At 47.9% G+C, this 25,856-nt stretch carries 42 protein-coding genes (1 of these 42 only partly in view); 2 read left to right on the top strand and 40 right to left on the bottom strand.

Annotated elements, in window-relative coordinates:
- Nucleotides 1-99 carry the start of a stage II sporulation protein M gene (locus MHH82_RS29230; protein WP_009589220.1) on the bottom strand. The gene continues 510 nt to the left of window position 1, outside the view, so only the first 99 of its 609 coding nucleotides appear in the window; its start codon is at nucleotides 97-99; its stop codon lies off the left edge, out of view.
- 95 nt (nucleotides 100-194) lie between these two features.
- Between MHH82_RS29230 and pdaB the strand changes: the two genes are divergently transcribed.
- The gene (gene pdaB / locus MHH82_RS29235) at nucleotides 195-998 is read left to right on the top strand and encodes a polysaccharide deacetylase family sporulation protein PdaB (protein ID WP_009589226.1); all 804 of its coding nucleotides are present in this window, start codon (nucleotides 195-197) and stop codon (nucleotides 996-998) included.
- 53 nt (nucleotides 999-1,051) lie between these two features.
- Here the strand turns inward: pdaB and MHH82_RS29240 are convergent, their stop codons facing one another.
- Nucleotides 1,052-1,645, bottom strand: a complete 594-nt coding sequence (locus MHH82_RS29240; RefSeq protein WP_015737612.1) for a KinB-signaling pathway activation protein — start codon at nucleotides 1,643-1,645, stop codon at nucleotides 1,052-1,054.
- Nucleotides 1,646-1,838: 193 nt separating this feature from the next.
- On the opposite strand from MHH82_RS29240, the gene gerD reads away from it, so the two are divergent.
- A complete protein-coding gene (gene gerD / locus MHH82_RS29245; protein ID WP_145041133.1) occupies nucleotides 1,839-2,552 on the top strand; it encodes a spore germination lipoprotein GerD in 714 nt (237 codons plus the stop codon).
- Nucleotides 2,553-2,622: 70 nt separating this feature from the next.
- Here the strand turns inward: gerD and MHH82_RS29250 are convergent, their stop codons facing one another.
- From MHH82_RS29250 to rplD, 38 genes are all read right to left on the bottom strand, one after another.
- Entirely contained in the window at nucleotides 2,623-3,717 is a 1,095-nt protein-coding gene (locus tag MHH82_RS29250) for an Mrp/NBP35 family ATP-binding protein (protein WP_145041131.1), read from the bottom strand.
- Nucleotides 3,718-3,780: 63 nt separating this feature from the next.
- Entirely contained in the window at nucleotides 3,781-4,554 is a 774-nt protein-coding gene (gene cwlD / locus MHH82_RS29255; protein WP_145041129.1) for an N-acetylmuramoyl-L-alanine amidase CwlD, read from the bottom strand.
- 70 nt (nucleotides 4,555-4,624) lie between these two features.
- Nucleotides 4,625-5,794, bottom strand: a complete 1,170-nt coding sequence (sat, locus tag MHH82_RS29260; protein WP_145041127.1) for a sulfate adenylyltransferase — start codon at nucleotides 5,792-5,794, stop codon at nucleotides 4,625-4,627.
- A 56-nt stretch (nucleotides 5,795-5,850) separates the two neighbouring features.
- On the bottom strand, nucleotides 5,851-6,543 hold the full coding sequence (locus tag MHH82_RS29265) for a phosphoadenylyl-sulfate reductase (RefSeq protein ID WP_015737617.1): 693 nt from the start codon (nucleotides 6,541-6,543) through the stop codon (nucleotides 5,851-5,853).
- Between the two features lie 190 nt (nucleotides 6,544-6,733).
- Complete coding sequence (locus tag MHH82_RS29270; protein WP_015737618.1) at nucleotides 6,734-8,383, bottom strand: MDR family MFS transporter; 1,650 nt, start codon at nucleotides 8,381-8,383, stop codon at nucleotides 6,734-6,736.
- A gap of 9 nt (nucleotides 8,384-8,392) precedes the next feature.
- Nucleotides 8,393-8,842 carry a MarR family winged helix-turn-helix transcriptional regulator gene (locus MHH82_RS29275; protein WP_041622270.1) on the bottom strand — a complete coding sequence of 150 codons (450 nt, stop codon included), beginning with the start codon at nucleotides 8,840-8,842 and terminating at the stop codon, nucleotides 8,393-8,395.
- Nucleotides 8,843-9,269: 427 nt separating this feature from the next.
- Entirely contained in the window at nucleotides 9,270-9,662 is a 393-nt protein-coding gene (rpsI, locus tag MHH82_RS29280; RefSeq protein ID WP_006212891.1) for a 30S ribosomal protein S9, read from the bottom strand.
- Nucleotides 9,663-9,682: 20 nt separating this feature from the next.
- Entirely contained in the window at nucleotides 9,683-10,120 is a 438-nt protein-coding gene (gene rplM / locus MHH82_RS29285) for a 50S ribosomal protein L13 (RefSeq protein ID WP_009589234.1), read from the bottom strand.
- 301 nt (nucleotides 10,121-10,421) lie between these two features.
- A complete protein-coding gene (gene truA / locus MHH82_RS29290) occupies nucleotides 10,422-11,213 on the bottom strand; it encodes a tRNA pseudouridine(38-40) synthase TruA (protein ID WP_145041125.1) in 792 nt (263 codons plus the stop codon).
- A gap of 326 nt (nucleotides 11,214-11,539) precedes the next feature.
- The gene (gene rplQ / locus MHH82_RS29295; protein ID WP_009589203.1) at nucleotides 11,540-11,905 is read right to left on the bottom strand and encodes a 50S ribosomal protein L17; all 366 of its coding nucleotides are present in this window, start codon (nucleotides 11,903-11,905) and stop codon (nucleotides 11,540-11,542) included.
- A gap of 37 nt (nucleotides 11,906-11,942) precedes the next feature.
- A complete protein-coding gene (locus MHH82_RS29300) occupies nucleotides 11,943-12,887 on the bottom strand; it encodes a DNA-directed RNA polymerase subunit alpha (protein WP_006212895.1) in 945 nt (314 codons plus the stop codon).
- A gap of 134 nt (nucleotides 12,888-13,021) precedes the next feature.
- On the bottom strand, nucleotides 13,022-13,417 hold the full coding sequence (gene rpsK, locus MHH82_RS29305; RefSeq protein ID WP_009589209.1) for a 30S ribosomal protein S11: 396 nt from the start codon (nucleotides 13,415-13,417) through the stop codon (nucleotides 13,022-13,024).
- 19 nt (nucleotides 13,418-13,436) lie between these two features.
- Nucleotides 13,437-13,805: a 30S ribosomal protein S13 gene (rpsM, locus tag MHH82_RS29310; protein ID WP_006212897.1), complete on the bottom strand. Its 369-nt coding sequence runs from the start codon at nucleotides 13,803-13,805 to the stop codon at nucleotides 13,437-13,439.
- 20 nt (nucleotides 13,806-13,825) lie between these two features.
- On the bottom strand, nucleotides 13,826-13,939 hold the full coding sequence (gene rpmJ / locus MHH82_RS29315; protein ID WP_003333770.1) for a 50S ribosomal protein L36: 114 nt from the start codon (nucleotides 13,937-13,939) through the stop codon (nucleotides 13,826-13,828).
- A gap of 131 nt (nucleotides 13,940-14,070) precedes the next feature.
- A complete protein-coding gene (gene infA, locus MHH82_RS29320) occupies nucleotides 14,071-14,286 on the bottom strand; it encodes a translation initiation factor IF-1 (RefSeq protein WP_006212898.1) in 216 nt (71 codons plus the stop codon).
- A gap of 2 nt (nucleotides 14,287-14,288) precedes the next feature.
- Nucleotides 14,289-14,600: a KOW domain-containing RNA-binding protein gene (locus MHH82_RS29325; RefSeq protein WP_015737620.1), complete on the bottom strand. Its 312-nt coding sequence runs from the start codon at nucleotides 14,598-14,600 to the stop codon at nucleotides 14,289-14,291.
- A 4-nt stretch (nucleotides 14,601-14,604) separates the two neighbouring features.
- Nucleotides 14,605-15,357, bottom strand: a complete 753-nt coding sequence (gene map, locus MHH82_RS29330; RefSeq protein ID WP_015737621.1) for a type I methionyl aminopeptidase — start codon at nucleotides 15,355-15,357, stop codon at nucleotides 14,605-14,607.
- A gap of 5 nt (nucleotides 15,358-15,362) precedes the next feature.
- Nucleotides 15,363-16,007: an adenylate kinase gene (locus MHH82_RS29335; protein WP_127595291.1), complete on the bottom strand. Its 645-nt coding sequence runs from the start codon at nucleotides 16,005-16,007 to the stop codon at nucleotides 15,363-15,365.
- 89 nt (nucleotides 16,008-16,096) lie between these two features.
- A complete protein-coding gene (secY, locus tag MHH82_RS29340) occupies nucleotides 16,097-17,398 on the bottom strand; it encodes a preprotein translocase subunit SecY (RefSeq protein ID WP_251502194.1) in 1,302 nt (433 codons plus the stop codon).
- Nucleotides 17,398-17,838 carry a 50S ribosomal protein L15 gene (gene rplO, locus MHH82_RS29345; RefSeq protein WP_006212903.1) on the bottom strand — a complete coding sequence of 147 codons (441 nt, stop codon included), beginning with the start codon at nucleotides 17,836-17,838 and terminating at the stop codon, nucleotides 17,398-17,400. The genes secY and rplO overlap by 1 nt, the downstream gene beginning before the upstream one ends.
- Nucleotides 17,839-17,884: 46 nt before the next feature.
- Entirely contained in the window at nucleotides 17,885-18,070 is a 186-nt protein-coding gene (rpmD, locus tag MHH82_RS29350) for a 50S ribosomal protein L30 (RefSeq protein ID WP_006212904.1), read from the bottom strand.
- Between the two features lie 12 nt (nucleotides 18,071-18,082).
- Nucleotides 18,083-18,580: a 30S ribosomal protein S5 gene (gene rpsE / locus MHH82_RS29355; RefSeq protein WP_009589212.1), complete on the bottom strand. Its 498-nt coding sequence runs from the start codon at nucleotides 18,578-18,580 to the stop codon at nucleotides 18,083-18,085.
- 26 nt (nucleotides 18,581-18,606) lie between these two features.
- The gene (gene rplR, locus MHH82_RS29360; RefSeq protein WP_009589217.1) at nucleotides 18,607-18,975 is read right to left on the bottom strand and encodes a 50S ribosomal protein L18; all 369 of its coding nucleotides are present in this window, start codon (nucleotides 18,973-18,975) and stop codon (nucleotides 18,607-18,609) included.
- Between the two features lie 112 nt (nucleotides 18,976-19,087).
- Nucleotides 19,088-19,630, bottom strand: coding sequence for a 50S ribosomal protein L6 (gene rplF / locus MHH82_RS29365; RefSeq protein ID WP_015737622.1), 543 nt, complete (start codon nucleotides 19,628-19,630; stop codon nucleotides 19,088-19,090).
- Nucleotides 19,631-19,659: 29 nt separating this feature from the next.
- Entirely contained in the window at nucleotides 19,660-20,058 is a 399-nt protein-coding gene (rpsH, locus tag MHH82_RS29370) for a 30S ribosomal protein S8 (protein WP_006212908.1), read from the bottom strand.
- A 33-nt stretch (nucleotides 20,059-20,091) separates the two neighbouring features.
- Nucleotides 20,092-20,277 carry a type Z 30S ribosomal protein S14 gene (locus MHH82_RS29375; protein ID WP_013312154.1) on the bottom strand — a complete coding sequence of 62 codons (186 nt, stop codon included), beginning with the start codon at nucleotides 20,275-20,277 and terminating at the stop codon, nucleotides 20,092-20,094.
- A 46-nt stretch (nucleotides 20,278-20,323) separates the two neighbouring features.
- Nucleotides 20,324-20,866 carry a 50S ribosomal protein L5 gene (rplE, locus tag MHH82_RS29380; RefSeq protein ID WP_007132558.1) on the bottom strand — a complete coding sequence of 181 codons (543 nt, stop codon included), beginning with the start codon at nucleotides 20,864-20,866 and terminating at the stop codon, nucleotides 20,324-20,326.
- Nucleotides 20,867-20,894: 28 nt separating this feature from the next.
- Nucleotides 20,895-21,251 (bottom strand): 50S ribosomal protein L24, encoded by a 357-nt coding sequence (gene rplX / locus MHH82_RS29385; protein WP_006212910.1) that lies wholly within the window; start codon nucleotides 21,249-21,251, stop codon nucleotides 20,895-20,897.
- Between the two features lie 77 nt (nucleotides 21,252-21,328).
- Entirely contained in the window at nucleotides 21,329-21,697 is a 369-nt protein-coding gene (gene rplN / locus MHH82_RS29390; RefSeq protein WP_006212911.1) for a 50S ribosomal protein L14, read from the bottom strand.
- A gap of 36 nt (nucleotides 21,698-21,733) precedes the next feature.
- Nucleotides 21,734-22,000 carry a 30S ribosomal protein S17 gene (gene rpsQ, locus MHH82_RS29395; protein ID WP_009589223.1) on the bottom strand — a complete coding sequence of 89 codons (267 nt, stop codon included), beginning with the start codon at nucleotides 21,998-22,000 and terminating at the stop codon, nucleotides 21,734-21,736.
- 44 nt (nucleotides 22,001-22,044) lie between these two features.
- Nucleotides 22,045-22,242, bottom strand: coding sequence for a 50S ribosomal protein L29 (rpmC, locus tag MHH82_RS29400; RefSeq protein ID WP_007132561.1), 198 nt, complete (start codon nucleotides 22,240-22,242; stop codon nucleotides 22,045-22,047).
- A complete protein-coding gene (gene rplP / locus MHH82_RS29405) occupies nucleotides 22,232-22,666 on the bottom strand; it encodes a 50S ribosomal protein L16 (protein ID WP_009589221.1) in 435 nt (144 codons plus the stop codon). The genes rpmC and rplP overlap by 11 nt, the downstream gene beginning before the upstream one ends.
- Nucleotides 22,667-22,668: 2 nt before the next feature.
- Complete coding sequence (gene rpsC / locus MHH82_RS29410) at nucleotides 22,669-23,334, bottom strand: 30S ribosomal protein S3 (protein WP_006212915.1); 666 nt, start codon at nucleotides 23,332-23,334, stop codon at nucleotides 22,669-22,671.
- Nucleotides 23,335-23,347: 13 nt separating this feature from the next.
- Entirely contained in the window at nucleotides 23,348-23,680 is a 333-nt protein-coding gene (gene rplV / locus MHH82_RS29415; protein ID WP_015737624.1) for a 50S ribosomal protein L22, read from the bottom strand.
- A 36-nt stretch (nucleotides 23,681-23,716) separates the two neighbouring features.
- A complete protein-coding gene (gene rpsS, locus MHH82_RS29420) occupies nucleotides 23,717-23,992 on the bottom strand; it encodes a 30S ribosomal protein S19 (RefSeq protein ID WP_006212917.1) in 276 nt (91 codons plus the stop codon).
- 71 nt (nucleotides 23,993-24,063) lie between these two features.
- Nucleotides 24,064-24,894: a 50S ribosomal protein L2 gene (rplB, locus tag MHH82_RS29425; protein ID WP_009589218.1), complete on the bottom strand. Its 831-nt coding sequence runs from the start codon at nucleotides 24,892-24,894 to the stop codon at nucleotides 24,064-24,066.
- A 29-nt stretch (nucleotides 24,895-24,923) separates the two neighbouring features.
- Nucleotides 24,924-25,217 (bottom strand): 50S ribosomal protein L23, encoded by a 294-nt coding sequence (rplW, locus tag MHH82_RS29430; protein WP_006212919.1) that lies wholly within the window; start codon nucleotides 25,215-25,217, stop codon nucleotides 24,924-24,926.
- Nucleotides 25,217-25,840, bottom strand: a complete 624-nt coding sequence (gene rplD / locus MHH82_RS29435; protein ID WP_009589231.1) for a 50S ribosomal protein L4 — start codon at nucleotides 25,838-25,840, stop codon at nucleotides 25,217-25,219. The genes rplW and rplD overlap by 1 nt, the downstream gene beginning before the upstream one ends.
- Between the last annotated feature and the right edge of the window lie 16 nt (nucleotides 25,841-25,856).

Below are 25,856 nucleotides of genomic sequence, written 5' to 3' on the forward strand. Positions count from 1 at the left end.
TGCTCCCGCTGCGATTCCGGCTATGAATAGAACGGCCGCCAAGAGCAATGCCTTCCGGATGGATCTTAAATCTCTAAGAAAAATGCTAAAACGTAACATTCGAGAACCTCCTAAATTGGTATAACTCGCAAGTACGAGCATATGTTGAAAGTAAACAAGCTATTGCACACTGAAGGGAGAGGGGCGCACGTATTATGAATTCTTTTTATGTATTCAACGGCAGAAAGATTAAGCGGTTTTTCTTCGTTCTTGCCGCGGCGATCTTTGCAATCGGCGTTATTTATGTGGAGAGTGACAACATCTCGGTCTTCTCCGAGGACAACCCGTCAGCGATTTACAGCGTGTCTACGGACAAGAAACAGATTGCGTTGACCTTTGACATCAGCTGGGGCGAAAAACGCGCAGAGCCCATTTTACAGGCTTTAAAGGACAATGGAGTTCAAAAGGCAACCTTCTTCCTGTCTGCGCCATGGAGCAAAACGCATCCCGATATCGTGAATGCCATCAAGGAAAGCGGATATGAAATCGGGAGCCACGGCTTCAAGCACGATAATTACAGCACGCTCACCGACGAGGAAATACGCAAGCAGATTTCTTCGGCACACACTATTTTAACCGCAATGACCGGACAAGAACCCAAATTGATACGGATGCCGAACGGGGATTTTGACAAAAGAGTCCTCAGCATCGCCCAAAGCCTGAACTACACGGTGATCCAGTGGGATACCGACTCCAGGGATTGGAAGAACATCGGCGTCGAGAAAATCGTCGATCGCGTCGTCTCCAAAGCCCATCCGGGAGATATCGTGCTGATGCACGCCAGCGATTCGGTGAAGCAAACCCATGAAGCGCTGCCTCTCATCATCAAGGAACTTCGCAATCAAGGCTACGAGTTCGTCACGGTCACCGATCTGCTTCAACAGGGCAGCACCCAAGGCACCGAGGTCCGCGATCACGCTTCATTGCAGAAGAGCATCGAAGACGCAGGCGGGCTATGACTCATGAAGACCCTTAACATTAAATAATGCTTAACAAAAAAAGAGCTAAGGCGTTAGCTCTTTTTTTCGTCTTGTGTAACTTTATGAAGCGTCAGAATCTGGTATGCATTACAGATCAGCAACGGTACAACCATAAAAATCGTGGCGTTGCTCACTCCGATTTGCAGCACGCCGATAATCTCTACGATGGAAATGGCCATCATGAAGAACAGCGTCGGGATCCATGCGTTGGCATTTGTGCTCTTTACTTTGAGGTAAGCAACGACAATGGCAATGACCAGTATGGAGATACCCAAAATCAAATCCTGCTGCAGGCTGGTGGATCCGCCGACAAACGTACGGAAGAACATCAGCTCCAGCAATGCCAGTACAGCCAACACAATCTGAATGTATTGCCAAGTCTTTCTTCGGAATATGCCAATCCCCATATAATTTAACGTCAGGTATGCAAAAAAGCCCATCTGGGAGTATACGCTCACCAGCGCCCCAGAGCCTAACAAAATCAGCGGGTATATCAATAAATCGGCCATTCCCGTGAACTCGATAGCGCCATTAAACAACTGCAGGATCAGACCTACGATCAATGCCGCCACTGCCCCGACGAGCAGCGTTTTCAAAAACAATTTGGACCACTTACGTAAGCTCAACTAACTTCCACCCCCACAGATCATTATTTTACCAACGTTCACAATAAAAAACCATTCTGAATCCGACATATTTCTGCAAATCCATCGCATACTATGCGAAGACCCGTAAGAAAAATGACAATCAACTTACTTTCACGAAAAGACAGACCGCATGCAGAAGGATTTTTCTTGCGAAAAAAGGAGGACAACGGTAATGAAGTGGCCGTTATTTCGTTTATGTATTATCGTCTTCGTTGCTGCCATGGTGCTTACCGCTTGTGGCGTAGAACAAAGCTCGTCCCCGCAGCTTGGCTATAAAGAAATCAAGTCTATGGTGGTCGACATTCTGAAAACCGACGAAGGCAAAAAAGCGGTGGAAGAAGCGCTAGGCGGCGGATCCGGCGGTTCCTCAGGCAGCGGAGGCTCAATGGGAATGCGGATGATGTCCGCCCAATCTGGCGATCAAATTCGGATGGCTGTTAAGGATACGCTGGTATCGGATGAATATAAGAAGGAAATTGAGAAGATCATGACCGATCCGCAATTCGCCGGCGATTTTGCCAAAGCCATTAATTCCGAGAGCAAGCAGCTGCATATGCAGCTGATCAAGGACCCTACGTATCAAAAGGCTATTCAGGATATGTTAAAATCACCGGATGTGATGAAATCGTTTCTTGAATTGACCAATACGCCGGACTACCGCAAACAGTCCATGACCGTGATGCAGGAAGCTATGCAAAATCCGCTGTTCCGCATGGAGGTTCTGGAACTGCTCAAAACGGTCGTGAAAGATGAACTTCAGCCTAAAGTGGAAAAGAAAAAACAAGGCGAGGGACAAGGCCAAGAAGAGCAAGGTGGTGGCGGCGGTGAAGGCGGCAGCGAAAGTGGCGGCGGTGAAGAAGGCGGCGGCGATGGCGGCGGCGGTTAAAGCATCCATTCCGAAAAATAGAACAAGCTCCCTGCAGAGGGAGCTTGTTTCGTCATATTATGAGTTGGTCTTAAACGGATCCTTCAAGCTTAGCCGCGATTCGTGAGGCGATCTCTTCGTAAATCGCTGCGTTCTCGGTCCCCGGTTTATAAACCGATGGCGAGAAATCCGGCTCCGAAGGGTGATTATCCGGGGCCCCCAACGGAAGCTGCGCGAGAAGCTCCGTATGAAGCGTCTCGGCAAGCTTGCCTCCGCCTCCACGACCGAACACATAATCCTTCTCTCCGCCATGGGAGCAGACATAATAGGACATGTTCTCGACGACGCCCAGAATTTCATGATCGGTCTGCAAGGCCATCGCACCCGCTCTGGCGGCAACAAACGCCGCCGTAGCATGCGGGGTGGTTACGATGATCTCTTTGCTCTGCGGAATCATTTGATGCACGTCCAGCGCCACGTCACCGGTTCCTGGCGGCAGATCAAGCAGCATGTAGTCCAAATCCCCCCAAGCGACATCGGTGAAAAATTGACGCAGCATTTTGCCAAGCATCGGTCCGCGCCAAATCACCGGACTGTTCTCACGGATGAAGAAGCCCATCGACATGACCTTGACGCCAAAGCGCTCAACCGGGTGAATGACGCCGTCTTCGGTTACGGAGGGCCCTTCCTCAATACCCATCATGTCCGGCACGCTGAATCCGTAAATATCCGCGTCGATCAGACCGACCCTCTTCCCTTGTCGGGCCAAAGCCGCGGCTAAATTCACCGTAACGGTGGATTTGCCGACGCCGCCTTTGCCGCTTGCGATCGCAATGAAATGAACGCCGGATTGTTCGCTTAGAAGCGTATTCTGCTCCATGCCGGCAGCATGCCCTTTTGTCAGCTTGTCGCGATCGTTGGCTTCCTCGCGGTTCGCTTGGTTTGAGGCATTGTCCAGGGGACGCATGCGGATATGAATATCCTCTGCCCCCATCGCCTCCAGAATTTCTCTGATCTGCGCTTCCAGGGAAGCGCGTACATCTTCGCTGCTGTACGTCACGGATAGTCGAACCGTGCGTTCCTTGACTACAATATCTCGAATACGCTGGAGTTCCATCAGGCTCTTCCCGGTTTCGGGATCACGTAAAGGCTGGAGTATCTCCTGTACCGTTTCTCTAGTCAGCATATAAGCACCTCTGCTCTATGTAATGGAATAGACAATGTTTCGATATTCGTGTCTATTATACCATTACTCTGCAGCTTGTGACGACTCGCTGATGGACTCTCCGGAGGTATACCGCAAAATGCCGTTATACACGGAAGCTGCGACCTTCCTCTGGTATTTCTCGTCCCGAAGCAATTCGGATTCCTGCGGGTGGGACAAGAAACCGACCTCGACCAGGGCGGATGGCATGCGCAGGGCTCGGAGCAAATATATCTTGTCGTCCGTTTTGGCCAGACGCTGCGTATTCTCCAGGTTATGCCTAATTTCAGCTTGGATCAATTCGGCAAGTTTCTTGCTGTCCTCGTTATTCGGCGGGAAAAAGGTCTGCGCGCCTCTCCACCGATTGGACGGAATGCTGTTCAGATGCATGCTGATAAACAGGTCGGCCTTGCTGTCCTCAATCATCCGCACGCGTTGTTTGAGATCTTCCGTTTTCCGCTTGGAATATCCCTTGGTGCTTTCCGCCGCCAGGTCGTAGTCTCCTTCTCTTGTCATAATGACAAGCGCGCCTGCCTGCTGCAAGTAATCACGTAGATACAAGGTGATGGCCAGGTTTACATCTTTCTCTATGACGCCTTGGCGGCTTACTGCTCCCCCGTCTGGCCCGCCATGGCCTGCATCAAGGGCAATGACTTTGCCGGCAAGCGGCAGGCTCCAGGTATTGGACGTTTTGGCAGAGGGGATTTCGTACGTCACTACGATAATGAGCAGTGCCAGTAGTACGGCACCAATCAGGGTTTGTTTGATTCTCTTCAACGATATCCATACCGTAACCTTGTCCGTTCTCCGCCTGGACATAACAAAACCACCTCGTCCCATGAGTTGTTCTACTCCATCATATGGGACAAGGTGGTTATTTATGCCTTTGTTATACCGTGATCTGCTCTTTCATGCCTTCGATCAGTACTTGCGCAACTTCCGGGCGCGTAAATTCCGGCGGCGGGCAATGTCCCTCGCGAAGCAAGCCGCGAACCTTCGTTCCCGACAAGGTCAGATGGTCCTCCTTAGGGTGCGGGCATGTTTTGCTCGAGGCCATGTTTCCGCATGTTGTGCAGAAGAAGCTGTGCTCGAAGAACAGCGGGGTAATGCCTAACTCTTCCGCAGTGAAATTCTTGAAAATTTCCTGTGCCTCATAAGTGCCGTAGTAGTCGCCGACTCCGGCGTGATCCCGGCCCACGATAAAATGAGTGCATCCATAATTTTTACGAACCATGGCATGGAATATGGCTTCCCTTGGGCCTGCATATCGCATGGCAGCCGGAAATACACCCAGGAAGGTACGATCCGCGGGGTAATAGTTCTCCAGCAAGGTCAGGTAGCTCTTCATCCGCACGTTGGCAGGAACGTCATCCGATTTGGTCTCTCCCACGAGCGGATTGAGGAATAGCGCATCTACGATTTCCATTGCGCTTTTCTGAATGTACTCATGTGCACGGTGGACCGGATTTCGGGTCTGAAAGCCGACAACCGTATTCCAGCCCTTGGCTTTAAAATGTGCGCGTGTTTCTGCCGGATCAAAATAAAACTCGCCAAACCGTTCCGGTTGCGGACGATTCAATACTTGAATCGGACCTCCAACATACGTCGCAGGTCGTTCCAAAAGCTTTTTCACGCCTGGATGCTCCGGATCATCGGTCTTGAATACTTGTACAGCCTCGACTTGCTGATCGACCTGGTAGACACTCTCGACATCGATGACGCCATAAACGACGCCATCTTCTTCTCCTACAAGCGCCGCCTTCTCGCCGACTACGAGCTTCGCCGCCGTGTCTTCATCTACGGCCAGCGTGACCGGTATGCTCCACACCGTTCCGTCAGATAAACGCATATTGGAAACGACGGATTTGTAGTCCTGCTCGTTCAGAAATCCCTGCAATGGCGAAAATGCTCCGACCCCGATTAGATCCAAGTCCGAAATGCTCCAGGCGTTTACAGGGATCTTATGAAAGGTGTCAACCTGCTTCAACAAAGCTTCACGTTCTTCTCCTTGGGCTACCCGCTGTACCAGCGTACCGCCATGAGGGAGTATGGCTGTCATGAATAATTCCTCCTTCTTATGCTGCAACTGTGATAAGGCAAGTGGTTCTTATCTGTTTATTTATGAAGCCCGCACTCCGTCTTCTCATGCCCGGACCAGCGTCCTGCACGTGGATCTTCTCCCGGCATGACCTGCCGCGTGCAGTATTCGCAGCCAATGCTCGGATAATTCTGATCATGCAGCGGGTTGTAGATGATCTCGTTCGTGCGGATGTAATTCCACACATCCTCACTCGTCCAGCCCGCGATCGGATTGAACTTCACCAAACCAAACTTGGTATCATATTCAATCTTCTTCGAGTTCGCCCGGGTAGGGGCTTGATCTCTTCGTATGCCTGTGATCCAAGCCTCGTATTGAGACAGAATCCGGGTCAACGGCTCTACCTTGCGGATGTTGCAGCATTCGTTCGGGCTGACGCTCCATAATGCTTCGCCATGCTGAGCCGCTTGCTCTTCCGGCGTGATGAGCGGAGATACGCGCACAAATTCCAGGCCATAACGTTCTGCCATACGATCCCGCGTTTCATATGTCTCCTTGAAATGAAAGTCGGTATCCAGATAAAAAATATCCGTCGACGGACTGATCTTCTGAATCATATCGACCAATACCACATCTTCTGCTCCAAAGCTGCAAGCAAACGTTATGTTAGGAAACGTCTTGATAGCAAATTCGATGACTTCCTCAGCCGATGCGTGCTCAAGCTCTTCAGCTTGCACTCTGATCAGATCTTCTTTCTCCAGCAAATTCATGATTGGATGCCTCCCCCGATATTAATCCCGATAATCCTACTGAAATAATATGAATTAAATACAGTATAAAACATTCCTAATAAATGTCAACCATCAAATCGATACCAAGAAAAACGAAAAAACCCTTCCTGCGCAAGCAGAAAGGGTCTTCTTTCTCTTCGATTTCCAAACATTTTGACAAATGCCAATCTTAGTCTGTAGTTGCCACCGATACCTCTTTAGCTCTAGTACCAGCGCCAGCACTTTTCCCTTCCGAGTCCTCGGATTTGGGAGCGGATGCCTGATTCGTCGTTCGCAGCGGAATTTCCTTCAAGAAGAATACGAGCAGCAACGCGACTACGAGGACTAACGTACCTGTGAGGAACACCATGGACAATGTATTTCCAAGTGCATCGCGGATACTGTCGATCATTTGCGCGAACAAAGGCTGTACATCAGCAGGAAGACTTGCCTGCGTTTGCTCGATCAGCGGTTTATTCATCAGTGTCTGCGGATTAGCGAAGGACAACATCTGCTGGGCTAGCTGCGGATCCACCGAGCTAAAATCCGGTGCATTAGTCGACTGAAGTGCTTCCTTCAAATTCTTCGTCAGATTGTTCGACATAACCGTTCCCATAACCGCAATCCCGATTGTACCGCCGAGATTACGGAACAATTGAGATGAAGCCGTTGCTACACCGAGCTCATTGTGGGGTACGGCATTCTGCGTAGCCAGCGAGAATACCGGCATACCCAAACCAAGACCGATACCGAAAATAATGGTACTAACGACAGTAAGCCATATGTTGTCCATAAACACCATAATGCCCATACCGACCATCATAATTGGAACTCCAAGAAGTGCGTACCGTTTGTACTTTCCGCTCTTAGCAATGAGTTGACCTGCTATAGCACTCGTACCCATCATGAAAATCGACATGGGTATGGTTACATAACCCGCATAGGTTGGTGAGATGCCAAGCACACCTTGAACATAGAAGGAAATATAAATCATGGCACCCATCAAACCAAAGTTCATAAAAAATCCAATCAGATTAGAAACCGTAACGACACTATTTTTGAACAAACTAAGTGGCAATACCGGTTCCTTCGCCTTCATCTCTACCAAGATAAAGATTAAAGCTGATACGACTGAAGCTGCGATGAGACCAATAATCTGAGGTGATCCCCAAGCATATTCCGTACCTGCCCAAGAAAAGGCCAGCAGTAAAGGAACGATGGACGTTGTAAGGAACAGGGAGCCCAGATAGTCAATGGATTGGCCAGGTTTGCGTTCAACCTTCGGAAACAACGTCCATATCATAATAAAGGCTACTACACCCAGCGGCAGGAAGATCCAGAATAACCAACGCCATTCAATGTTATCGACCAGGTATCCGCCTAGCGTAGGGCCAAGGACACTGGAAAAACCGAATACCGCCGTCATCAGGCCCATCCATTTACCACGTTCCCGCGGCGGGAATAAGTCCCCGACCGACATAAATGCCGTTGACTGGATAATGCCGGCACCGATACCTTGAATACCGCGATAAATGATAAACTGATACACGTCTGTTGAAGTACCCGTCAGGAAAGCTCCTAACATGAAAAATAATATACCTATCAAGATAAACGGCTTACGTCCGAACATATCGGACAGCTTGCCAACCAGTATGGTTGCGATCGTTGATGTTAACAAATAAATGTTGATGGTCCATGTGTAATAATCCATGCCATCAAGAATGGCGATAATCCGCGGCATCGCGGTGCTTGTTATCGTCTGGTTAATGGCTGCGAAGAACATCGCAGCCATGATCGCGATCATAATCGAAACTTTACGTTTAAGCGTTAAATGCTCCATGCTCCACCTCTACCCGTTGTGATTGTCTTTATCTATGTTTGACAGCATCAAGGAGAAGATTCTTCTTAAATGCTGAATGTCTTCCTCAGAGAGGAAGTCAAAAAATCCCTGGATCATTTCTTTTTGATCCTTCTTCACTTTCTTAATGATCTCAAGCCCCGGTTCCAAGAGCGTGATGTTGACAACTCTGCGGTCATCCTCGGCGCGTTCTTTCTGCAGATATCCTTCTGCAACCAATTTATCCGTCAGTCCGGTTATAGCCGGCGGCGTCAAAGACAAAACTTCAGCAAGCTCCGAGACCTTAAGAGGTCCTCTCATCTTTAATACATACAGCACCTGAAATTGAGGGAAACTTAAATTGTATTTCCCGGCGCTCGACTTGTTCCATTCTTGAGAAATGTTCTTCAGCAGCGCCCGAAACATCGACGACACCTTAAAAATCTCTTCATTGCGATCCAACCATATCACCCCTTACTGCTCCAAGAAATTACTTATCTAATTAATGATTAAATATTAATTATTTAAGTGCTTAATTAATTTGCAATTAATAATATATCTCTATTTACATATGAAGTCAAGTGGTTAACGATGTCAGATGATCATGCTCGGAAGCCAGCTTCATTCTTTCTATCCTCAACCTGTGCACATGATGTGAACAACATGCCCCAAAACACGCGAACGTATTCCAAATGTGCTCACCATGATGTGCATATCTTTGTGGACAACCTGACTACAAACGTCTTGTCCACTTAATATTCAGTAGACAGACTTCGTGCAGAGGACGGTGTATTGCGATAACCGGGAGACCTATGCTTCGAGAATTATGCTTTCAGACACCACAAAAAAGCCCTTGACCATAATGGCCAAGGGCTTGGTAAATCGAATATTAACGTTTGGAGAACTGAGGCGCGCGACGAGCTGCTTTAAGACCGTATTTCTTACGTTCTTTCATACGAGGGTCGCGAGTCAGGAATCCAGCTCTTTTCAGAGAAGGACGGAATTCAGGATCTGCTTTCAGAAGAGCACGGGAGATACCGTGACGGATTGCTCCAGCTTGACCGGAGATGCCGCCACCGTGAGCGATGACAAGCACGTCATATTTGCCCAGTGTTTCTGTCAGATTCAAAGGTTGTTTAACGATCAGTTTGAGTGTTTCCAAACCGAAATATTCATTGATATCACGTTTATTGATGACAATGCGTCCTTCACCCGGTACGAGGCGTACACGTGCTACCGAGTGTTTACGACGACCTGTCCCATAGTATTGTACTTGTGCCATGAAACTGTCCTCCTTTTTAATTAACCGCGAAGTTCGTAAACTTCTGGTTTTTGTGCTTCATGTGGATGTGCCGTGCCTGCGTATGCTTTCAGTCTCAGCTTCATTTTCTCGCCCATGCGAGTTTTAGGAAGCATGCCGTGAACCGCGCTTTCGATTACACGCTCTGGGAATTTAGCAATCAGGTCTTGAGCTGAAGTTACTTTCAATCCACCTGGATGCAGGGAGTGACGATAATATTTCTTGTTCTCCATCTTTTTGCCAGTGAGGTGGATTTTCTCGGCGTTGATAACAACCACGAAATCCCCTGTGTCAACATGTGGAGTGAATTGAGGCTTATGTTTGCCGCGGATCAGAGCCGCAACTTCACTTGCCAAACGGCCAAGCGTTTTGCCTTCGGCATCAACGATGTACCATTTGCGCTCAACTTCATTTGGCTTCGCCATATAGGTGGTACGCATGTATAGTTCCTCCTTGTATTCGTCCGAAAATCATCATTAATTTTCATCATTTATCTTCGTTCATGTGTAAAGCATTTTCATGGTGATGCTGTCTTGCTATTGGCATTCTCTTAACCGGGGCTGTGGGAGAGCCGTTAAGAAAACACAACTTATATAATACAGGATTACGCCCACTTCCGCAAGTGTTTTTTGCTTTTCTACCTTACACCCTGCGGTTTGATTCAAACAAGCCGCCAAACGCATCCCGAATGCTTTCCGGTTCTTTGGGGAATAGCCGTCTGCGTGGTACGTACCGCGTCAGTCATTGCAGCTTCTCGTGGCTGGCGATATCGTAATCCACTTCCCATAACATCAAGCCCTTGCCCATCGCTGTGGGACCGGCTGCCGCCCGATTTTGGGCTTCCAATATGACCTTCATATCATCCGGATGACGCTTGCCTTCCCCTACCTCAATCAACGTTCCCATAATGATCCGGACCATGTGCTGCAGAAACCCGTTCCCGGATATGAACGTATGAATGATTCCTTGATCTCTGGTGCCTGGGCGGCACATGGATGTATCCTTCTCGATCCAAGCATCAAAAATCGTACGGACATGGGACGGCTTCGTCGACTTTCGTGACGCAAACGTTGTAAAGTCATGCGTTCCGATCAGATGAGAAAGTCCCTGCTCCATCGCTGCGATATCCAGTTTTCCATGATGATGGATCTGGTACCGCCGGTTGAAGAGATCCGGATATTGATTCGCATTGATGGTAAAACGATAGGTTTTGCGTTTCGCTGCATGGCGGGAATGGAATTCCATCGGTACCTCCATTGCATCCGAAACCACGATATCTTCCGGCAGCCAAGTGTTTAATGCCATGCACCAACGCTCCACGGGAATGGGGGAAGCCGTGTAAAAATTAAATACCTGGGCGCGGGCATGCACCCCGGCATCTGTCCGGCCGGAAGCCGTAATCTTGAGCTGCTCTCCGGACAAGCGGCGAATGGCTTCCTCCAAATAGTCCTGAATCGTGTGGCCACCGGGCTGGGTCTGAAAGCCGTTATAATCGGTACCGTCGTAACTGACCTTCATCAGAAGATTACGCATTGCTTGCCTCCTGCGTGCTTTCATCGAATGATTCCGCAACGAAACTTGCGATTTAGAATCTCATCAGCATCGCTGATAACTCATGAGTTCCATATCTATCAAAAAAAGAGCCCCATAGGAGCTCCTTTTCATCATGTTAAGCCGAACCCTTCGAGTCAGCCACATGACTAGAAGGTCCCCGTTATCGTAGCCCATGGAGTAGTCGAGACGAGTCGAACCAAATGATCGACTATATCTCGCACCACTTCCCGTTCATGGCTCCTAGAATAAACATCTGAAGAGCCGGGCATACATAACTTCAGTCACTTCAATGGAACAAAACGAAATTACGCGCGATCTACCAGTTCCAAATAAACCATTGGAGCTGCGTCACCACGACGAGGACCCAGTTTCAGGATACGCGTGTATCCGCCTGGACGCTCTACGTAGCGAGGAGCGATTTCGGAGAACAATTTTTGGATTGCATCTTGTTCACCGTCAACTGTTTCACGACGCACGAATGCAGCTACTTGACGACGAGCGTGCAGATCACCTTTTTTTGCTTTTGTGATCAGTCTCTCAGCGATCGAACGAACTTCTTTCGCTTTGGCTTCAGTCGTTTGAATACGCTCATATAAGAAAAGGTCGGTTACCAGGTCACGGAACAACGCTTTACGCGCACTGGAATCGCGGCCCAACTTTTGGTATGCCATGTGTTTTTCCCTCCTTTGCTAAGCTAAGCCGAATCTGCTATTCTTCCGTACGAAGTCCCAGGCCCAACTCTTCGAGCTTCTCTTGAACTTCCTCCAAGGATTTGCGTCCGAGGTTCCGGACTTTCATCATATCCTCTTCGGTTTTCGTAGTCAGCTCTTGTACCGTATTAATGCCGGCACGTTTCAAGCAGTTGTAGGAACGAACGGAAAGATCCAGCTCTTCGATCGTCATTTCAAGCACTTTTTCTTTCTTGTCTTCTTCTTTCTCGACCATGATCTCCGCATCCTTCGCTTCGTCGGTCAGACCCACGAAGAGGAACAGATGCTCAGTCAAGATTTTCGCGCCGAGACTAACGGCTTCTTCTGGGCGGATGCTGCCATCCGTCCAAATTTCAAGCGTCAGTTTGTCGTAGTTGGTTACTTGGCCAACACGCGTATTTTCCACGCCGTAGTTAACACGGCTAATCGGAGTGTAGATCGAATCGACGGGAATGACGCCGATAGGCTGGTCATCGCGTTTGTTCCGATCCGCCTGGACATAGCCACGACCGCGACTGGCAAAAATACGCATATGAAGTCTTGCACCAGGGCCCAGCGTCGCAATATGAAGATCCGGATTCAGAATCTCCACATCACTATCCGCACGGATGTCACCAGCAGTAACAACCCCTTCACCCTCCGCATCAATCTCGAACACTTTCTCTTCATCGGAATGAATTTTCAGAGACAAAGCTTTCAGGTTCAGGATGACCTCGGTCACGTCTTCCATGACACCCGGAATCGTGGAGAATTCATGAAGCACGCCATCGATTTGAATCGATGTGACGGCTGCACCCGGGAGTGAGGATAACAAGATGCGGCGAAGCGAGTTCCCCAGCGTCGTGCCATATCCTCTCTCTAGAGGCTCAACAACGAATTTCCCATAGGTTCCTTCTTCATTGACATCAACGGTCTCAATTTTCGGCTTTTCGATTTCAATCACGCAAGTACCCCTCCTTCAAACGTCGCTCCTATATGAAACTGTCATCTTATCCAGTAATCCATGTAGTAGTATGCCTAAACAACCATTATTAGCAGATTGCAACGGATTTATACCACATTAACAGGATGACTTCATTATACGCGACGACGTTTTGGTGGGCGGCATCCGTTATGTGGAATTGGTGTTACGTCTTTGATCAGGTTCACTTCGAGACCTGCTGCTTGCAGGGAACGAATTGCTGCTTCACGACCAGCACCAGGACCTTTAACCATGACTTCCACCGCTTTCATACCGTGTTCCATAGCCGCTTTGGCAGCTGTTTCAGCAGCCATTTGCGCAGCGAACGGGGTCGACTTACGGGAACCTTTAAATCCAAGGCCGCCGGAGCTTGCCCAAGAAATCGCGTTTCCGTGAGGATCCGTAATCGTTACGATGGTATTGTTGAACGTGGAGCGGATATGAGCCACGCCACTTTCAATATTTTTGCGGTCACGACGTTTAGTACGTACGACTTTTTTTGGTTTAGCCATTGTCTATTATCCCCCTTTCTTATTTCTTCTTGTTCGCTACGGTACGACGAGGACCTTTACGTGTACGAGCATTCGTTTTAGTACGTTGACCACGAACAGGCAATCCACGACGGTGACGAATACCGCGGTAGCAGCCGATCTCCGTAAGACGTTTAATATTTAAGGAAATTTCACGACGCAGGTCACCTTCTACCTTAACCATACCATCGATCGTTTCGCGCAATTTGCTGACTTCATCTTCTGTCAAATCACGGACACGAGTGTCTGCATTGATTCCAGTTTCTTTCAATACTTTCTGGGAAGTCGTTTTACCGATTCCGAAAATGTAAGTCAAGGCGATCTCAACGCGTTTGTCACGTGGCAAATCCACACCAGCTATACGAGCCATTTTACGCTACACCCCCTTCTTTAACCTTGTTTTTGTTTGTGTTTCGGATTTTCACAGATAACCATTACGTTCCCTTTGCGGCGAATGACTTTGCATTTTTCGCAAATAGGCTTTACAGAAGGTCTTACCTTCATGCTAATTACCTCCTCCAAGTTTTACGTTGTAAAACCAGCTTCGAAACTAAAGTAGTTTGTTACCGCTGCTGAGTTTTACGTCAGTAAAACCGCTTCGCAGCTTTCCTTGATTCCCCGGGGGAACCTTGAATCTATTTACGGTACGTGATACGACCTTTGGTTAAATCGTACGGCGAGAGTTGAACAACCACTTTGTCTCCTGTAAGGATACGGATAAAGTGCATCCGCAGCTTTCCGGAAACATGAGCGAGAATCTGGTGACCATTCTCCAGCTCGACTTTAAAGGTAGCATTCGGCAACGGCTCGATGACCGTTCCTTCGACTTCAATGACATCTTCTTTAGCCACAGTTAGTCTCCTTTCTGATCTGCCTTGGATTTATCGGATACAAATTGGCCAAGTGCGAAACGCAGTTTACCGTTTGTAACCCGACCGCTTTCTTGCAAACTGTTTACCACTTCACTGCTAATGTAGGATTGAGGTTCAAGATGAAGAACATTCTTCTTCTTGGCCCCGTCAAACTTGCGTTTGTCCCCATCCGCGATCCACACGAACCTGCTGTCCTCAATCGAAACGATAACGGCATACTGTCCGGCATCTCTGCCCTTCAGTATCTTAACAATCTGACCGGGTTGTAGCGTGATTTCATGATTCAATGTCATCACCCTATTCCGGCAGCTTCGTCAAAATTTCCATGCCATCCGGCGTGACTGCTACCGTATGCTCGAAGTGAGCACATAGTGAGCCGTCAACCGTTACAACCGTCCAGTTGTCTTCCAGCGTCTTGACATGCCGTTTCCCGGCATTGACCATCGGCTCAATCGCGAGCACCATGCCCGGTTTGAGTCTTGGTCCGCGGTCAGGGATGCCATAGTTCGGAATTTGCGGATCCTCATGCAGATCGGTACCCACGCCATGACCAACGTACTCCCGGACGACAGAGAAACCTGCATCCTCGATATGACGCTGAATGGCATGAGAGATTGTAAACAAGCGGACATCGGGTTTGACTAGCGCAAGTCCAGCATAGAGCGATCCTTCCGTAACGTCCAGCAAACGCTGGGCCTCTTCGGAAATTTCTCCTACAGCGTAGGTCCATGCCGAGTCACCATGGTAACCCTGGTATTGCGCGCCGATATCAAACGTAACGATATCGCCCTCGATCAATTTGCGTTTGCCTGGAAATCCATGCACCAATTCTTCGTTGACTGATGCGCAAATGCTGGAAGGAAATCCGTTGTAGCCTTTAAAAGATGGCACAGCGCCTTGGCTTCGAATGAACTTGTCGGCCATCAGGTCCAGTTCCCCGGTCGTAATGCCCGGTTCAACATGAGCGGCAAGGAGTTTGTGGCATTCCGCCACGATCCTTCCTGCTTCTCTCATCAAGCTCAGTTCCGTTTCGGATTTACAAATGATCATTATACTTAACCTCTCAGTATAGACGCAATTTGTGATGAAACCGCGTCGATTTCCTGATCACCATCGATTTGACGCAAAAGACCTTTGTTCTCATAAAACGTGAGGAGTGGTGCTGTTTTGTTGATATATTCGTCTAAACGAATGCCGACGCTCTCTTCGTTATCATCGGAGCGTTGGTACAATTCGCCGCCGCATTTATCACAAATGCCTTCCTGTTTAGGAGGATTAAAGATCACATGATAAGTCGAACCGCAGTTTTTGCAAATCCGGCGGCCGGTTAGGCGGGCCAGAAGCTTTTCCCGATCCACTTTCAGGTTGATGACGTGATCGAGACCAGTATTCAAGCGGGCGAGAATCTCATCCAGCGCTTCCGCTTGCGAAAGGGTTCTTGGAAAACCGTCCAATAAAAAACCTTTTTCGCAATCGGACTGCTGCAGACGCTCTTCCACAATACCGATCGTTACGTCATCCGGTACCAGCAGACCCTGATCCATGAATTCCTTCGCTTTAATCCCGATGGGAGTTCCTTGTTTGATCGCGAGACGAAATGCATCGCCTGTTGAAATATGAGGAATACCGAATTCATTCACGATGTTTTCTGCTTGCGTTCCTTTTCCTGCCCCAGGAGGACCCATGAATAAGATGTTCACCTTACGTCACTCCCTCCCCTTGATTGACTAGCAAGAACAACACAATAGGCGCCGGGAAGCGATACAGACCACTCGCCGGAACCTATCGCCTATTTATTGATAAAACCTTTGTAATGACGTTTGATCAGTTGGCTTTCGATCTGCTTCATCGTATCCAGTGCAACACCGACCACGATCAAGAGGGACGTACCACCAATCTGAACTGTACGAGGAAGACCTGCAAGTGATCCAAAGAACACCGGAAGTACGGAGATCACGGCCAGGAACAATGCTCCTGTCATGGTCAGACGGGTCATAACCCGGGTCAGATACTTCTCGGTAGCTTTACCAGGACGAATGCCCGGAACATAGCCGCCGTTCTTCTTCATATTATCAGCCATTTGGTTCGGGTTCATCTGCACGAAGGTGTAGAAGAACGTGAAACCAATGATCATGAGTACATACAGTACCATTCCAAGCGCGCTGTCATAAGCAAGATTAGCAGTTACCCACTTTGCCCAACCCTGTGTATCCAACCAGAAGCTGGCCAGGATAACCGGGAATTGCAGCAATGACATCGCAAAGATTACCGGGATAACGCCTGCTCCGTTAATCTTGAGTGGAATGTGTGTGTTCTGTCCGCCGTACATTTTGTTTCCTACAACACGCTTCGCGTATTGAACCGGAATTTTACGGATACCTTGCTGAATGAATACAACACCGGTAATGATCAGAACCAAAATCAGGAGGATGATAACACCCTTCAGAATGTTCATGAACACTTGACCATCCTGAATGAAGTTCGATTCGATCGTTGTCCGAATGTGCATCGGGATACCAGCAGCGATACCTGCAAAGATAATGATCGAAATACCGTTACCGATTCCGCGTTCCGTGATCTGTTCGCCGAGCCACATCAAGAATGATGTACCTGCAGTAAGCACGATCGCAATAACAACAAAGTCGATAAAGGTTGCTCCAGGAACCATTTCGGCGCCATACATACGGTTAAACCCGATGGACATACCGAACGCCTGAATCAGACCCAGTATTACCGTACCATAACGAGTAATTTGAGCCAACTGCTTCTTTCCGTGTTCCCCTTGTTTGTTCCATTCCGCAAACTTTGGAATGACGTCCATCGACAGCAACTGCACGATAATGGACGAAGTAATATATGGAAATATCGAAAGGGCGAAGATCGAAAACTGCGATAACGCGCCCCCCGAGAACGTGTTAAGAAGACCGAACAACTCATTGCCTGCCTGATTTGTCTGGGTAAAGACATCCTTGTTAACACCGGGAACCGGTACAAAGGATCCGATACGGAAGATGATCAGAACGAATAAGGTGAACAAAATACGCTTGCGAAGGTCCTCGACACGCCATATATTTTTCAGGGTCTTAAACATTAGATCACCTCGGTTTTACCGCCGGCAGCCTCGATCTTCTCTACCGCAGATTGAGAAAACTTATTAGCTTTTACAGTCAAAGAAACGGTAACTTCACCGTTGCCAAGAATTTTGATTCCGCTCTTTGTATTGTTAACAATACCGCTCTCAACCAAAACTTCTGGAGTCACTTCAGTACCTGCTGCAAAGCTGTTAAGTTCTTCGATGTTCACAATCGCGTACTCTTTCCGAGTTGGGTTTACGAAACCGCGCTTCGGAAGACGACGATACAATGGGTTCTGTCCACCTTCGAAGCCTGGACGTACACCACCGCCGGAACGAGAGTTTTGTCCTTTGTGACCGCGACCCGACGTTTTACCCGTACCGCTACTTGTACCGCGTCCAACGCGCTTGCGCTCTTTGCGGGATCCAGGTGCTGGGCTCAGCTCATGTAACTTCATCGTTCGTTGCACCTCCTTAATATGTCCGGGGATAAACTGCCCGGGATTAACCTTCGATTTCTTTAACAGAAACCAGGTGATTTACTTTCTTGATCATTCCGCGAATTGCAGCATTGTCGCTTTGAACCACGGAATGGTTGATTTTGCGAAGTCCGAGTGTTTTCACGGTTGCACGCTGATCCTCTGGACGACCAATCACGCTGCGTACGAGGGTGATTTCAAGTTTAGCCATGAGATTCCCTCCTTAACCCAACAGCTCTTCGACGGATTTGCCGCGAAGCTTGGCAACATCTTCAACACGCTTCAGGCGGGACAAGCCTTCCAAAGTCGCATTGACCATGTTCATGGAGTTCGAAGAACCTAGAGATTTTGTCAAAATGTCGCCTACGCCAGCCAGCTCGAGTACTGCACGAACCGGTCCGCCAGCGATAACCCCAGTACCTTCAGATGCCGGCTTCAACAATACGCGGCCTGCTCCGAAGTGTCCTGTTACGAGGTGAGGAATAGTGGTTCCAACAAGTGGAATGTGAATCAGGTTTTTCTTAGCATCTTCAATACCTTTGCGGATTGCATCCGGTACTTCGCCTGCTTTACCGATACCTGCTCCTACCCAACCTTTGCCATCACCGACAACTACCAGTGCGCTAAAGCTAAAGCGACGTCCGCCTTTTACAACTTTAGCAACGCGGTTAATGTTTACTACTCTTTCAGTCAGTTCTAAAGTGTTAGGATCTACACGCAAGTCGTTTACCTCCTTTTGAAAATATCTTAGAATTCAAGGCCTGCTTCGCGAGCTGCCTCTGCAAGTGCTTGAATACGTCCATGGTACAAATATCCACCACGATCGAATACGATCGATTTATAACCTTTGTCTGCTGCACGTTTTGCAACCAGTTCGCCGACTTTACGAGCGGATTCAACGCTTCCGCCGTTCTTGATGTCGTTAACCAGTTCTTTGTCCAGCGTAGAAGCTGATGCCAAAGTCACGCCAGCCACGTCGTCGATCAATTGAGCATAGATGTGTTTCGAAGAACGGAACACGTTCAGACGTGGACGTTCTGCAGTGCCTTGGATTTTCTTACGGACACGCAGGTGTCTTTTCAGACGAGCTTTGTTCTTGTCTTGTTTCGTGATCATGCTTCCATTTCCTCCCTTCAGTTTTGCCTTAAGAGCTTCACTTTTAGACGCATCGGGTAAGTATGGGAGAAGAGGCAAGTTATCAACCAGGTAGATCCCCAGTCAGCTAACCTTACTTCTTCTTACCAGCTTTACCTTCCTTACGGATAATGCGTTCACCTTCGTATTTAATCCCTTTACCTTTGTAAGGCTCAGGCTCACGTACGGAACGAATCTTAGCAGCGTATGCACCTACGCGCTCTTTATCGATACCGCGAACCGTGATTTTCGTGTTAGCCGGTACGTCGAATTCAATACCTGGCTCCGGTGTAATTTCAACTGGGTGGGAGTAACCCACGTTCAGAACGATTTTATCTCCGGATTTGCTTGCACGGTATCCGACACCAACCAACTCAAGGTTTTTCGAGAATCCTTCAGTTACACCGTTGACCATATTCGAGACAACGCTGCGGGTCGTGCCGTGAAGAGAGCGATGTGTTTTGTTGTCGGAAGGACGAACAACATTGATCTCGTTGTTTTCTACTGTAATTTGCATGTCTTTATGCAATTCACGAGTCAAGGTACCTTTAGGTCCTTTTACAGTGATTACAGCGTTATCCAGTGTGACTTCCACACCGTTAGGAATAGCAATTGGTTTACGACCAATACGGGACATTCATTACACCTCCTATCTTGTGACGTTGATTACCATACGTAGCAGAGAACTTCTCCGCCAGCTTTGGATTGACGAGCTTCTTTGTCGGTCATAACTCCCTTAGACGTGGAGATGATCGCAATACCCAAACCACCAAGTACGCGAGGTACTTCGTTGCTCTTCGTGTAAACGCGAAGACCTGGTTTGCTGATTCTTTTCAGACCTGTGATTACGCGCTCGTTGTTGGAACCATATTTCAGGAATACACGAATGATCCCTTGTTTATTGTCTTCCACAAACTCTGCATCACGGATGAAGCCTTCACGCTTCAAGATGTCAGCGATTTGTTTTTTAATCGTCGAAGCAGGCATTTCTACTGTTTCGTGGCGAACCGTGTTCGCGTTACGAATACGAGTTAGCATATCTGCAATTGGATCGGACATAGTCATGTAGGATAAACCTCCTTCCCGTTTATAAACTTCTTACCAGCTTGCTTTTTTCACGCCAGGAATCTGGCCTTTATAAGCTAATTCACGGAAACAAATTCTGCAAATTTTAAACTTCTGCAGTACCGAATGTGGGCGACCACAACGTTCACAACGGGTATATGCCCGTACTTTGAATTTCGGTGTACGTTGTTGTTTAACTTTCATCGAAGTTTTTGCCACTTAGCCTGACACCTCCTAAATAGTTTCGGAGAAAAGGACAACCGTCTTATTTCGCGAAAGGCATGCCCAGTTGAGCAAGCAGTTCACGGGATTCTTCGTCGGTTTTAGCAGTCGTTACGATAACGATGTCCATACCGCGAACCTTATCCACTTTGTCATACTCAATTTCAGGGAAAATGAGCTGCTCTTTCAGACCGAGCGTATAGTTACCGCGTCCGTCAAATGCTTTGGTGGACACGCCTTGGAAGTCACGTACACGTGGGAGTGTAACGTTGAACAGCTTGTCGAGGAAGTAGTACATACGCTCACCGCGCAGCGTTACCTTCACACCGATTGGCATGTTCTCACGCAGTTTGAATCCCGCGATGGATTTCTTTGCACGGGTGATAACCGGTTTTTGACCAGCAATCAGCTGCATGTCGTTCACAGCGGAATCAAGCACTTTCGAGTTGGCTACAGCGTCACCCACACCCATGTTGATGACAACCTTCTCGATTTTTGGTACTTGCATTACTGTCTTATAGCTAAACTTCTGCATCAGAGCAGGAGTTACTTCGTTCAAAAAACGCTCTTTCATTCTTGCTGCCATGATTCAAGGACCTCCTTTCTAAACCGTCTTATTTATCGATAACTTCTCCGGATCTTTTAGCTACGCGAACTTTTTTACCGTTGTCCAGTACTTTGTAACCGATACGAGTTACTTTTCCGCTCTTCGGATCAACGTGCATAACGTTCGATACATGGATCGGAGCTTCCTTCTCGATGATACCGCCTTGTGGGTTCATTTGGTTTGGCTTCTGGTGTTTCTTGATCATGTTCACACCTTCAACCAAAACACGATTTTCACGAGGGTACGCTGCGATGACACGGCCTTTTTTGCCTTTGTCTTTACCGCTGATGACGATAACCGTATCATCTTTTTTCACGTGCAGTTTGTTGCTATGGGATTCCAGAACTTTTTTCACTTTAGGCATTCGTTACACCTCCTATGACTAGCCAGTTCAACTATTTATCGGGTTCCCGAAAAGTTACGTCACTTTTTGGGGTGTTATTAGATTACTTCCGGAGCCAAGGAAACGATTTTCATGTAGTCTCTTTCGCGAAGTTCGCGAGCAACTGGTCCGAAAATACGAGTTCCGCGTGGGCTTCTGTCGTCTTTAACAACAACAGCTGCATTCTCGTCAAATGAGATGTAAGATCCGTCTTTACGACGTACAGAACGCTTCGTACGAACGACTACCGCTCTTACTACATCACCCTTTTTGACAACGCCGCCTGGTGTTGCTTGTTTGACGGAACATACGATCAAATCACCGATTTGAGCTGTACGACGACCAGTACCACCCAATACGCGGATACACATCAGTTCCTTCGCACCGGAGTTGTCAGCAACAGCTAAACGTGTAAATGGTTGAATCATTTAAATTTCCTCCTTCCATCAAAAACTGATCATATCTTAGATGATAACCGCTTTTTCAACCACTTCTACCAGTCTCCAGCGCTTGTCTTTGGAGAGAGGGCGAGTTTCCATGATTTTAACGGTATCTCCGATTTGAGCTTGATTGTTCTCATCATGCGCTTTAAATTTTTTCGTGTATTTAATGCGTTTGTGATACAAGTCATGCTTCTTATAAGTTTCAACAGCTACAACAATGGTTTTATCCATTTTATCGCTGACAACTTTACCGATTTGCACTTTACGAGCATTGCGTTCTTCGCTCATTTGTTAGCCTCCTTCCTGAATACAGAACATGACGTTCCATTTCATTAACTAATCCCAAGTTCTCTTTCACGGATAACGGTTTTAGCACGAGCTATTTCTTTGCGAACGTCACGGATCCGAGTCGGGTTATCAAGCTGGCCAGTGGCCAATTGAAAACGGAGGTTAAAGAGTTCCTCTTTAAATCCGGCGATTTTTTGCTCGATTTCTGCAGTGGTTAAGTTGCGCAGTTCATTAGCTTTCATTTGCTTCACCACCCACTTCTTCTCGTTTCACAAACTTCGTTTTTACAGGCAGCTTGTGAGCGGCGAGACGCATCGCTTCGCGGGCGATTTCCTCGGACACGCCTCCAAGTTCAAACATGATCTTGCCTGGTTTTACAACGGCAACCCATTTCTCAACGTTACCTTTACCGCTACCCATCCGCACTTCGAGAGGCTTTTGAGTAATCGGCTTATCTGGGAAAATCTTGATCCATACTTTACCGCCACGACGGATGTAACGAGTCATCGCGATACGAGCAGCTTCGATCTGACGGTTCGTGATCCAGCCTGGTTCTGTAGCTTGCAGACCGAATTCGCCGAAGTTCAGTTCAGTACCGCCTTTCGCTTGGCCTCTCATATGGCCGCGCTGTTGTTTGCGGTGTTTTACACGTTTTGGTACCAACATGATTAGTTGCCTCCTTCCTGAGCAGCTTGTTTCTTAGCCGTAGGAAGAACCTCTCCACGATAGATCCATACTTTCACGCCGATACGGCCGTAAGTCGTATGCGCTTCTGCTGTACCATAGTCGATGTCTGCACGAAGCGTATGAAGTGGAACAGTTCCTTCACTGTAGCCTTCCGTACGAGCAATCTCGGCTCCGCCAAGACGTCCGCTGACCGATGTTTTAATCCCTTTCGCTCCAGAGCGCATAGTTCTTTGAATCGCTTGTTTCAGTGCACGACGGAAAGATACACGACGTTCCAGCTGTTGTGCAATGCTTTCAGCAACAAGAATTGCGTCCAGTTCAGGGTTTTTGATTTCAGAAATGTTGATGTGAACTTTTTTACCGCCGGCGATTTTAGTCACTTGTCCGCGCAGTACTTCTACTTCGGAACCACCTTTACCGATAACCATACCTGGCTTCGCAGTGTGGATCGTCACGTTCACACGATTAGCCGCTCTCTCGATTTCGATACGGGATACAGCGGAGTCTTTCAATTTATTTTTCAGGTATTCACGGATTTTCACGTCTTCCAGCAAAAGATCACCGAAATCTTTGCCTGCATACCATTTGGATTCCCAATCACGGATAATACCGATACGGAGTCCTACTGGATTTACCTTTTGGCCCACACGTTTTCCCTCCTTATTTTTCAGCTACCACCAAAGTAATGTGGCTGGTGCGTTTATTGATCCGGCTTGCACGTCCCATCGCACGAGGGCGGAAACGTTTCATAGTCGGTCCCTGGTTGACATAAGCTTGCGTCACAACCAATTTAGTTACATCCAAAGAGTAGTTATGCTCAGCGTTTGCGATAGCCGAGTTCAAAAGCTTCTCAACAACCGGAGATGCAGCTTTCGGAGTGTGACGAAGAATTGCGATCGCTTCGCCGACTTGCTTACCGCGGATCAAGTCAACAACGAGTTGAGCTTTACGAGGAGCAATACGAATCGATCTAGCATGTGCTTTTGCTTCCATATGTTTAACCTCCTCTCAAACAAAGAGCTTCGTTAATTATCTTCTTGTTTTCTTATCGTCTTCATGACCTTTGTAAGTACGGGTTGGAGCGAACTCACCCAACTTATGTCCTACCATGTCCTCAGTTACATATACAGGTACATGTTTACGGCCATCGTATACACCGAACGTGTGACCGATAAATTGCGGGAAAATAGTGGAGCGGCGGGACCAAGTTTTGATCACAGCCTTTTTGCTTGCGGCGTTCATATCCTCCACTTTTTTGAGCAGATATCCGTCAATAAAAGGTCCTTTTTTCAAACTACGGCTCATATTGAAATCCTCCCTTCATCAAATTGTCGTTACCTTCGGGCCTGACACGAAGTTATGCACTTAAGCGCGCATTACTTCGTGCGGCGGCGAACGATATATTTGTCAGAAGCTTTGCCTTTTTTACGAGTCTTAGCACCAAGGGTTGGTTTACCCCATGGAGACATAGGAGACTTACGTCCGATTGGAGCGCGGCCTTCACCACCACCGTGAGGGTGATCGTTAGGGTTCATGACGACACCGCGTACTTCAGGACGTTGTCCGAGCCAGCGGCTGCGGCCTGCTTTACCGATTTTGATCAACTCATGGTCTTGGTTACCCACAGAACCGATGGTTGCACGGCAAACTTTCAGGATGCGGCGAACTTCACCGGAAGAAAGACGAACCGTTACGTACTTGTCTTCTTTACCGAGAAGCTGAGCTTCTGTACCAGCAGCACGAACCAATTGTCCGCCTTTGCCTGGTTTCAATTCGATGTTGTGGATAACGGTACCTACTGGAATGTTTTCCAGAGGAAGCGCGTTACCGATCTTGATGTCAGCACCTACTCCAGATACTACTTGGTCTCCAACTTTCAGACCTTTAGGAGCGATGATATAACGCTTTTCACCATCTACATAGTGAATCAGAGCGATGTTGGAAGTACGGTTCGGGTCGTATTCGATTGTAGCAACGCGACCTGGAATGCCGTCTTTATTCCGTTTGAAGTCGATGATACGGTATTTACGTTTGTGTCCGCCGCCATGGTGACGAACCGTAATTTTACCTTGGTTGTTGCGGCCAGCTGTTTTGCTCAGTGGAGCCAGCAACGATTTCTCCGGCTGATTCGTGGTGATTTCTTCGAAAGTCGACACGGACATGTTGCGTCGAGCCGGGGATGTCGGTTTATACTTTTTAATAGGCACTGAATTTTCCCTCCTTACTTAAGAAATTCTTATTCAACCGATTCAAAGAACTCGAGCGGTTTGCTGTCTGGTGCCAAAGTCACGATTGCCTTTTTCCATTCGGTCGTGTAACCGGAATAACGGCCGTAACGTTTTGGTTTAGCAGGGACACGCATCGTATTCACGTTCGATACTTTAACTTTAAAAATAGATTCGACAGCTTGCTTGATCTCGGTCTTGTTAGCACGGATATCCACTTCAAAAGCATATTTCAGCTCTGCCATGTAGTCAGCCGTACGTTCCGTGATCACCGGGCGCTTGATTATATCGCGTGGGTCTTTCATTACGCGAGCACCTCCTCTACCTTCTGAACTGCTTCCTTCGTAATGATCAGTTGATCGTACGACAGTACGTCAAGAACATTAATGCCGTCAGCCGCTACGAATTTCACACCAGGAATATTACGTGCGGAAAGGGCTACATTATCATCATAGCTTGGAGCAACGATCAGAGCTTTACGGCCTACTTTCAGGTTGCTAAGGATGTTAGCAAACTCTTTCGTTTTCGGCGTGTTCAGCGTCAGTTGATCCAATACGATAATTGCGTTGTCAATCACTTTGGAAGACAAAGCGGATTTGATAGCCAATCGACGAACTTTCTTAGGAAGTTTAAACGTGTAGCTGCGCGGAGTCGGTCCAAATACCACGCCGCCGCCTTTCCATTGTGGAGAACGGATCGAACCTTGACGAGCACGGCCGGTACCTTTTTGTTTCCAAGGCTTACGTCCGCCGCCGCGTACTTCAGAACGTCCTTTTACTTTGTGGGTACCACGACGAAGGGAAGCGCGCTGCAGCAATACTGCGCTGTGCAGTACGTGAGCGTTCGGCTCGATGCCGAATACAGCTTCATTCAATTCTACTTCGCCAACCTGGCTACCGCTGACATTATAAAGTGCTACTTTAGGCATTGTTTGTTCCTCCTTT

It is taken from the genome of Bacillus sp. FSL K6-6540, assembly GCF_038007545.1.

Bases quoted from the DNA above. Each gene is read 5' to 3' on its own strand.
- pdaB (WP_009589226.1), top strand. From the start codon at position 195: ATGAATTCTTTTTATGTATTCAACGGCAGAAAGATTAAGCGGTTTTTC.
- gerD (WP_145041133.1), top strand. From the start codon at position 1,839: ATGAAGTGGCCGTTATTTCGTTTATGTATTATCGTCTTCGTTGCTGCC.
- MHH82_RS29250 (WP_145041131.1), bottom strand. From the start codon at position 3,717: ATGCTGACTAGAGAAACGGTACAGGAGATACTCCAGCCTTTACGTGAT.
- cwlD (WP_145041129.1), bottom strand. From the start codon at position 4,554: ATGTCCAGGCGGAGAACGGACAAGGTTACGGTATGGATATCGTTGAAG.
- sat (WP_145041127.1), bottom strand. From the start codon at position 5,794: ATGACAGCCATACTCCCTCATGGCGGTACGCTGGTACAGCGGGTAGCC.
- MHH82_RS29265 (WP_015737617.1), bottom strand. From the start codon at position 6,543: ATGAATTTGCTGGAGAAAGAAGATCTGATCAGAGTGCAAGCTGAAGAG.
- MHH82_RS29270 (WP_015737618.1), bottom strand. From the start codon at position 8,383: ATGGAGCATTTAACGCTTAAACGTAAAGTTTCGATTATGATCGCGATC.
- rpsI (WP_006212891.1), bottom strand. From the start codon at position 9,662: ATGGCACAAGTACAATACTATGGGACAGGTCGTCGTAAACACTCGGTA.
- rplM (WP_009589234.1), bottom strand. From the start codon at position 10,120: ATGCGTACCACCTATATGGCGAAGCCAAATGAAGTTGAGCGCAAATGG.
- truA (WP_145041125.1), bottom strand. From the start codon at position 11,213: ATGCGTAATCTTCTGATGAAGGTCAGTTACGACGGTACCGATTATAAC.
- rplQ (WP_009589203.1), bottom strand. From the start codon at position 11,905: ATGGCATACCAAAAGTTGGGCCGCGATTCCAGTGCGCGTAAAGCGTTG.
- rpsK (WP_009589209.1), bottom strand. From the start codon at position 13,417: ATGGCTAAACCAAAAAAAGTCGTACGTACTAAACGTCGTGACCGCAAA.
- rpsM (WP_006212897.1), bottom strand. From the start codon at position 13,805: ATGGCTCGTATAGCTGGTGTGGATTTGCCACGTGACAAACGCGTTGAG.
- rpmJ (WP_003333770.1), bottom strand. From the start codon at position 13,939: ATGAAGGTAAGACCTTCTGTAAAGCCTATTTGCGAAAAATGCAAAGTC.
- MHH82_RS29325 (WP_015737620.1), bottom strand. From the start codon at position 14,600: ATGACATTGAATCATGAAATCACGCTACAACCCGGTCAGATTGTTAAG.
- map (WP_015737621.1), bottom strand. From the start codon at position 15,357: ATGATCATTTGTAAATCCGAAACGGAACTGAGCTTGATGAGAGAAGCA.
- secY (WP_251502194.1), bottom strand. From the start codon at position 17,398: ATGTTTAAGACCCTGAAAAATATATGGCGTGTCGAGGACCTTCGCAAG.
- rplO (WP_006212903.1), bottom strand. From the start codon at position 17,838: ATGAAGTTACATGAGCTGAGCCCAGCACCTGGATCCCGCAAAGAGCGC.
- rpmD (WP_006212904.1), bottom strand. From the start codon at position 18,070: ATGGCTAAACTTGAAATCACCCTCGTACGCAGCGTGATTGGTCGTCCA.
- rplR (WP_009589217.1), bottom strand. From the start codon at position 18,975: ATGATCACGAAACAAGACAAGAACAAAGCTCGTCTGAAAAGACACCTG.
- rplF (WP_015737622.1), bottom strand. From the start codon at position 19,630: ATGTCCCGTATTGGTCGTAAACCAATTGCTATTCCTAACGGTGTGGAA.
- rpsH (WP_006212908.1), bottom strand. From the start codon at position 20,058: ATGACTATGTCCGATCCAATTGCAGATATGCTAACTCGTATTCGTAAC.
- rplE (WP_007132558.1), bottom strand. From the start codon at position 20,866: ATGGCAGCAAGAATGAAAGAGCGTTTTTTGAACGAAGTAACTCCTGCT.
- rplX (WP_006212910.1), bottom strand. From the start codon at position 21,251: ATGCCTAAAGTGAAAAAAGTTCTGGAATCCCATAGCAACAAACTGCAC.
- rplN (WP_006212911.1), bottom strand. From the start codon at position 21,697: ATGATTCAACCATTTACACGTTTAGCTGTTGCTGACAACTCCGGTGCG.
- rpsQ (WP_009589223.1), bottom strand. From the start codon at position 22,000: ATGAGCGAAGAACGCAATGCTCGTAAAGTGCAAATCGGTAAAGTTGTC.
- rpmC (WP_007132561.1), bottom strand. From the start codon at position 22,242: ATGAAAGCTAATGAACTGCGCAACTTAACCACTGCAGAAATCGAGCAA.
- rplP (WP_009589221.1), bottom strand. From the start codon at position 22,666: ATGTTGGTACCAAAACGTGTAAAACACCGCAAACAACAGCGCGGCCAT.
- rplV (WP_015737624.1), bottom strand. From the start codon at position 23,680: ATGGAAGCAAAAGCACATGCTAGATCGATTCGTATTGCTCCTCGTAAA.
- rpsS (WP_006212917.1), bottom strand. From the start codon at position 23,992: ATGAGCCGTAGTTTGAAAAAAGGACCTTTTATTGACGGATATCTGCTC.
- rplW (WP_006212919.1), bottom strand. From the start codon at position 25,217: ATGAAAGACCCACGCGATATAATCAAGCGCCCGGTGATCACGGAACGT.
- rplD (WP_009589231.1), bottom strand. From the start codon at position 25,840: ATGCCTAAAGTAGCACTTTATAATGTCAGCGGTAGCCAGGTTGGCGAA.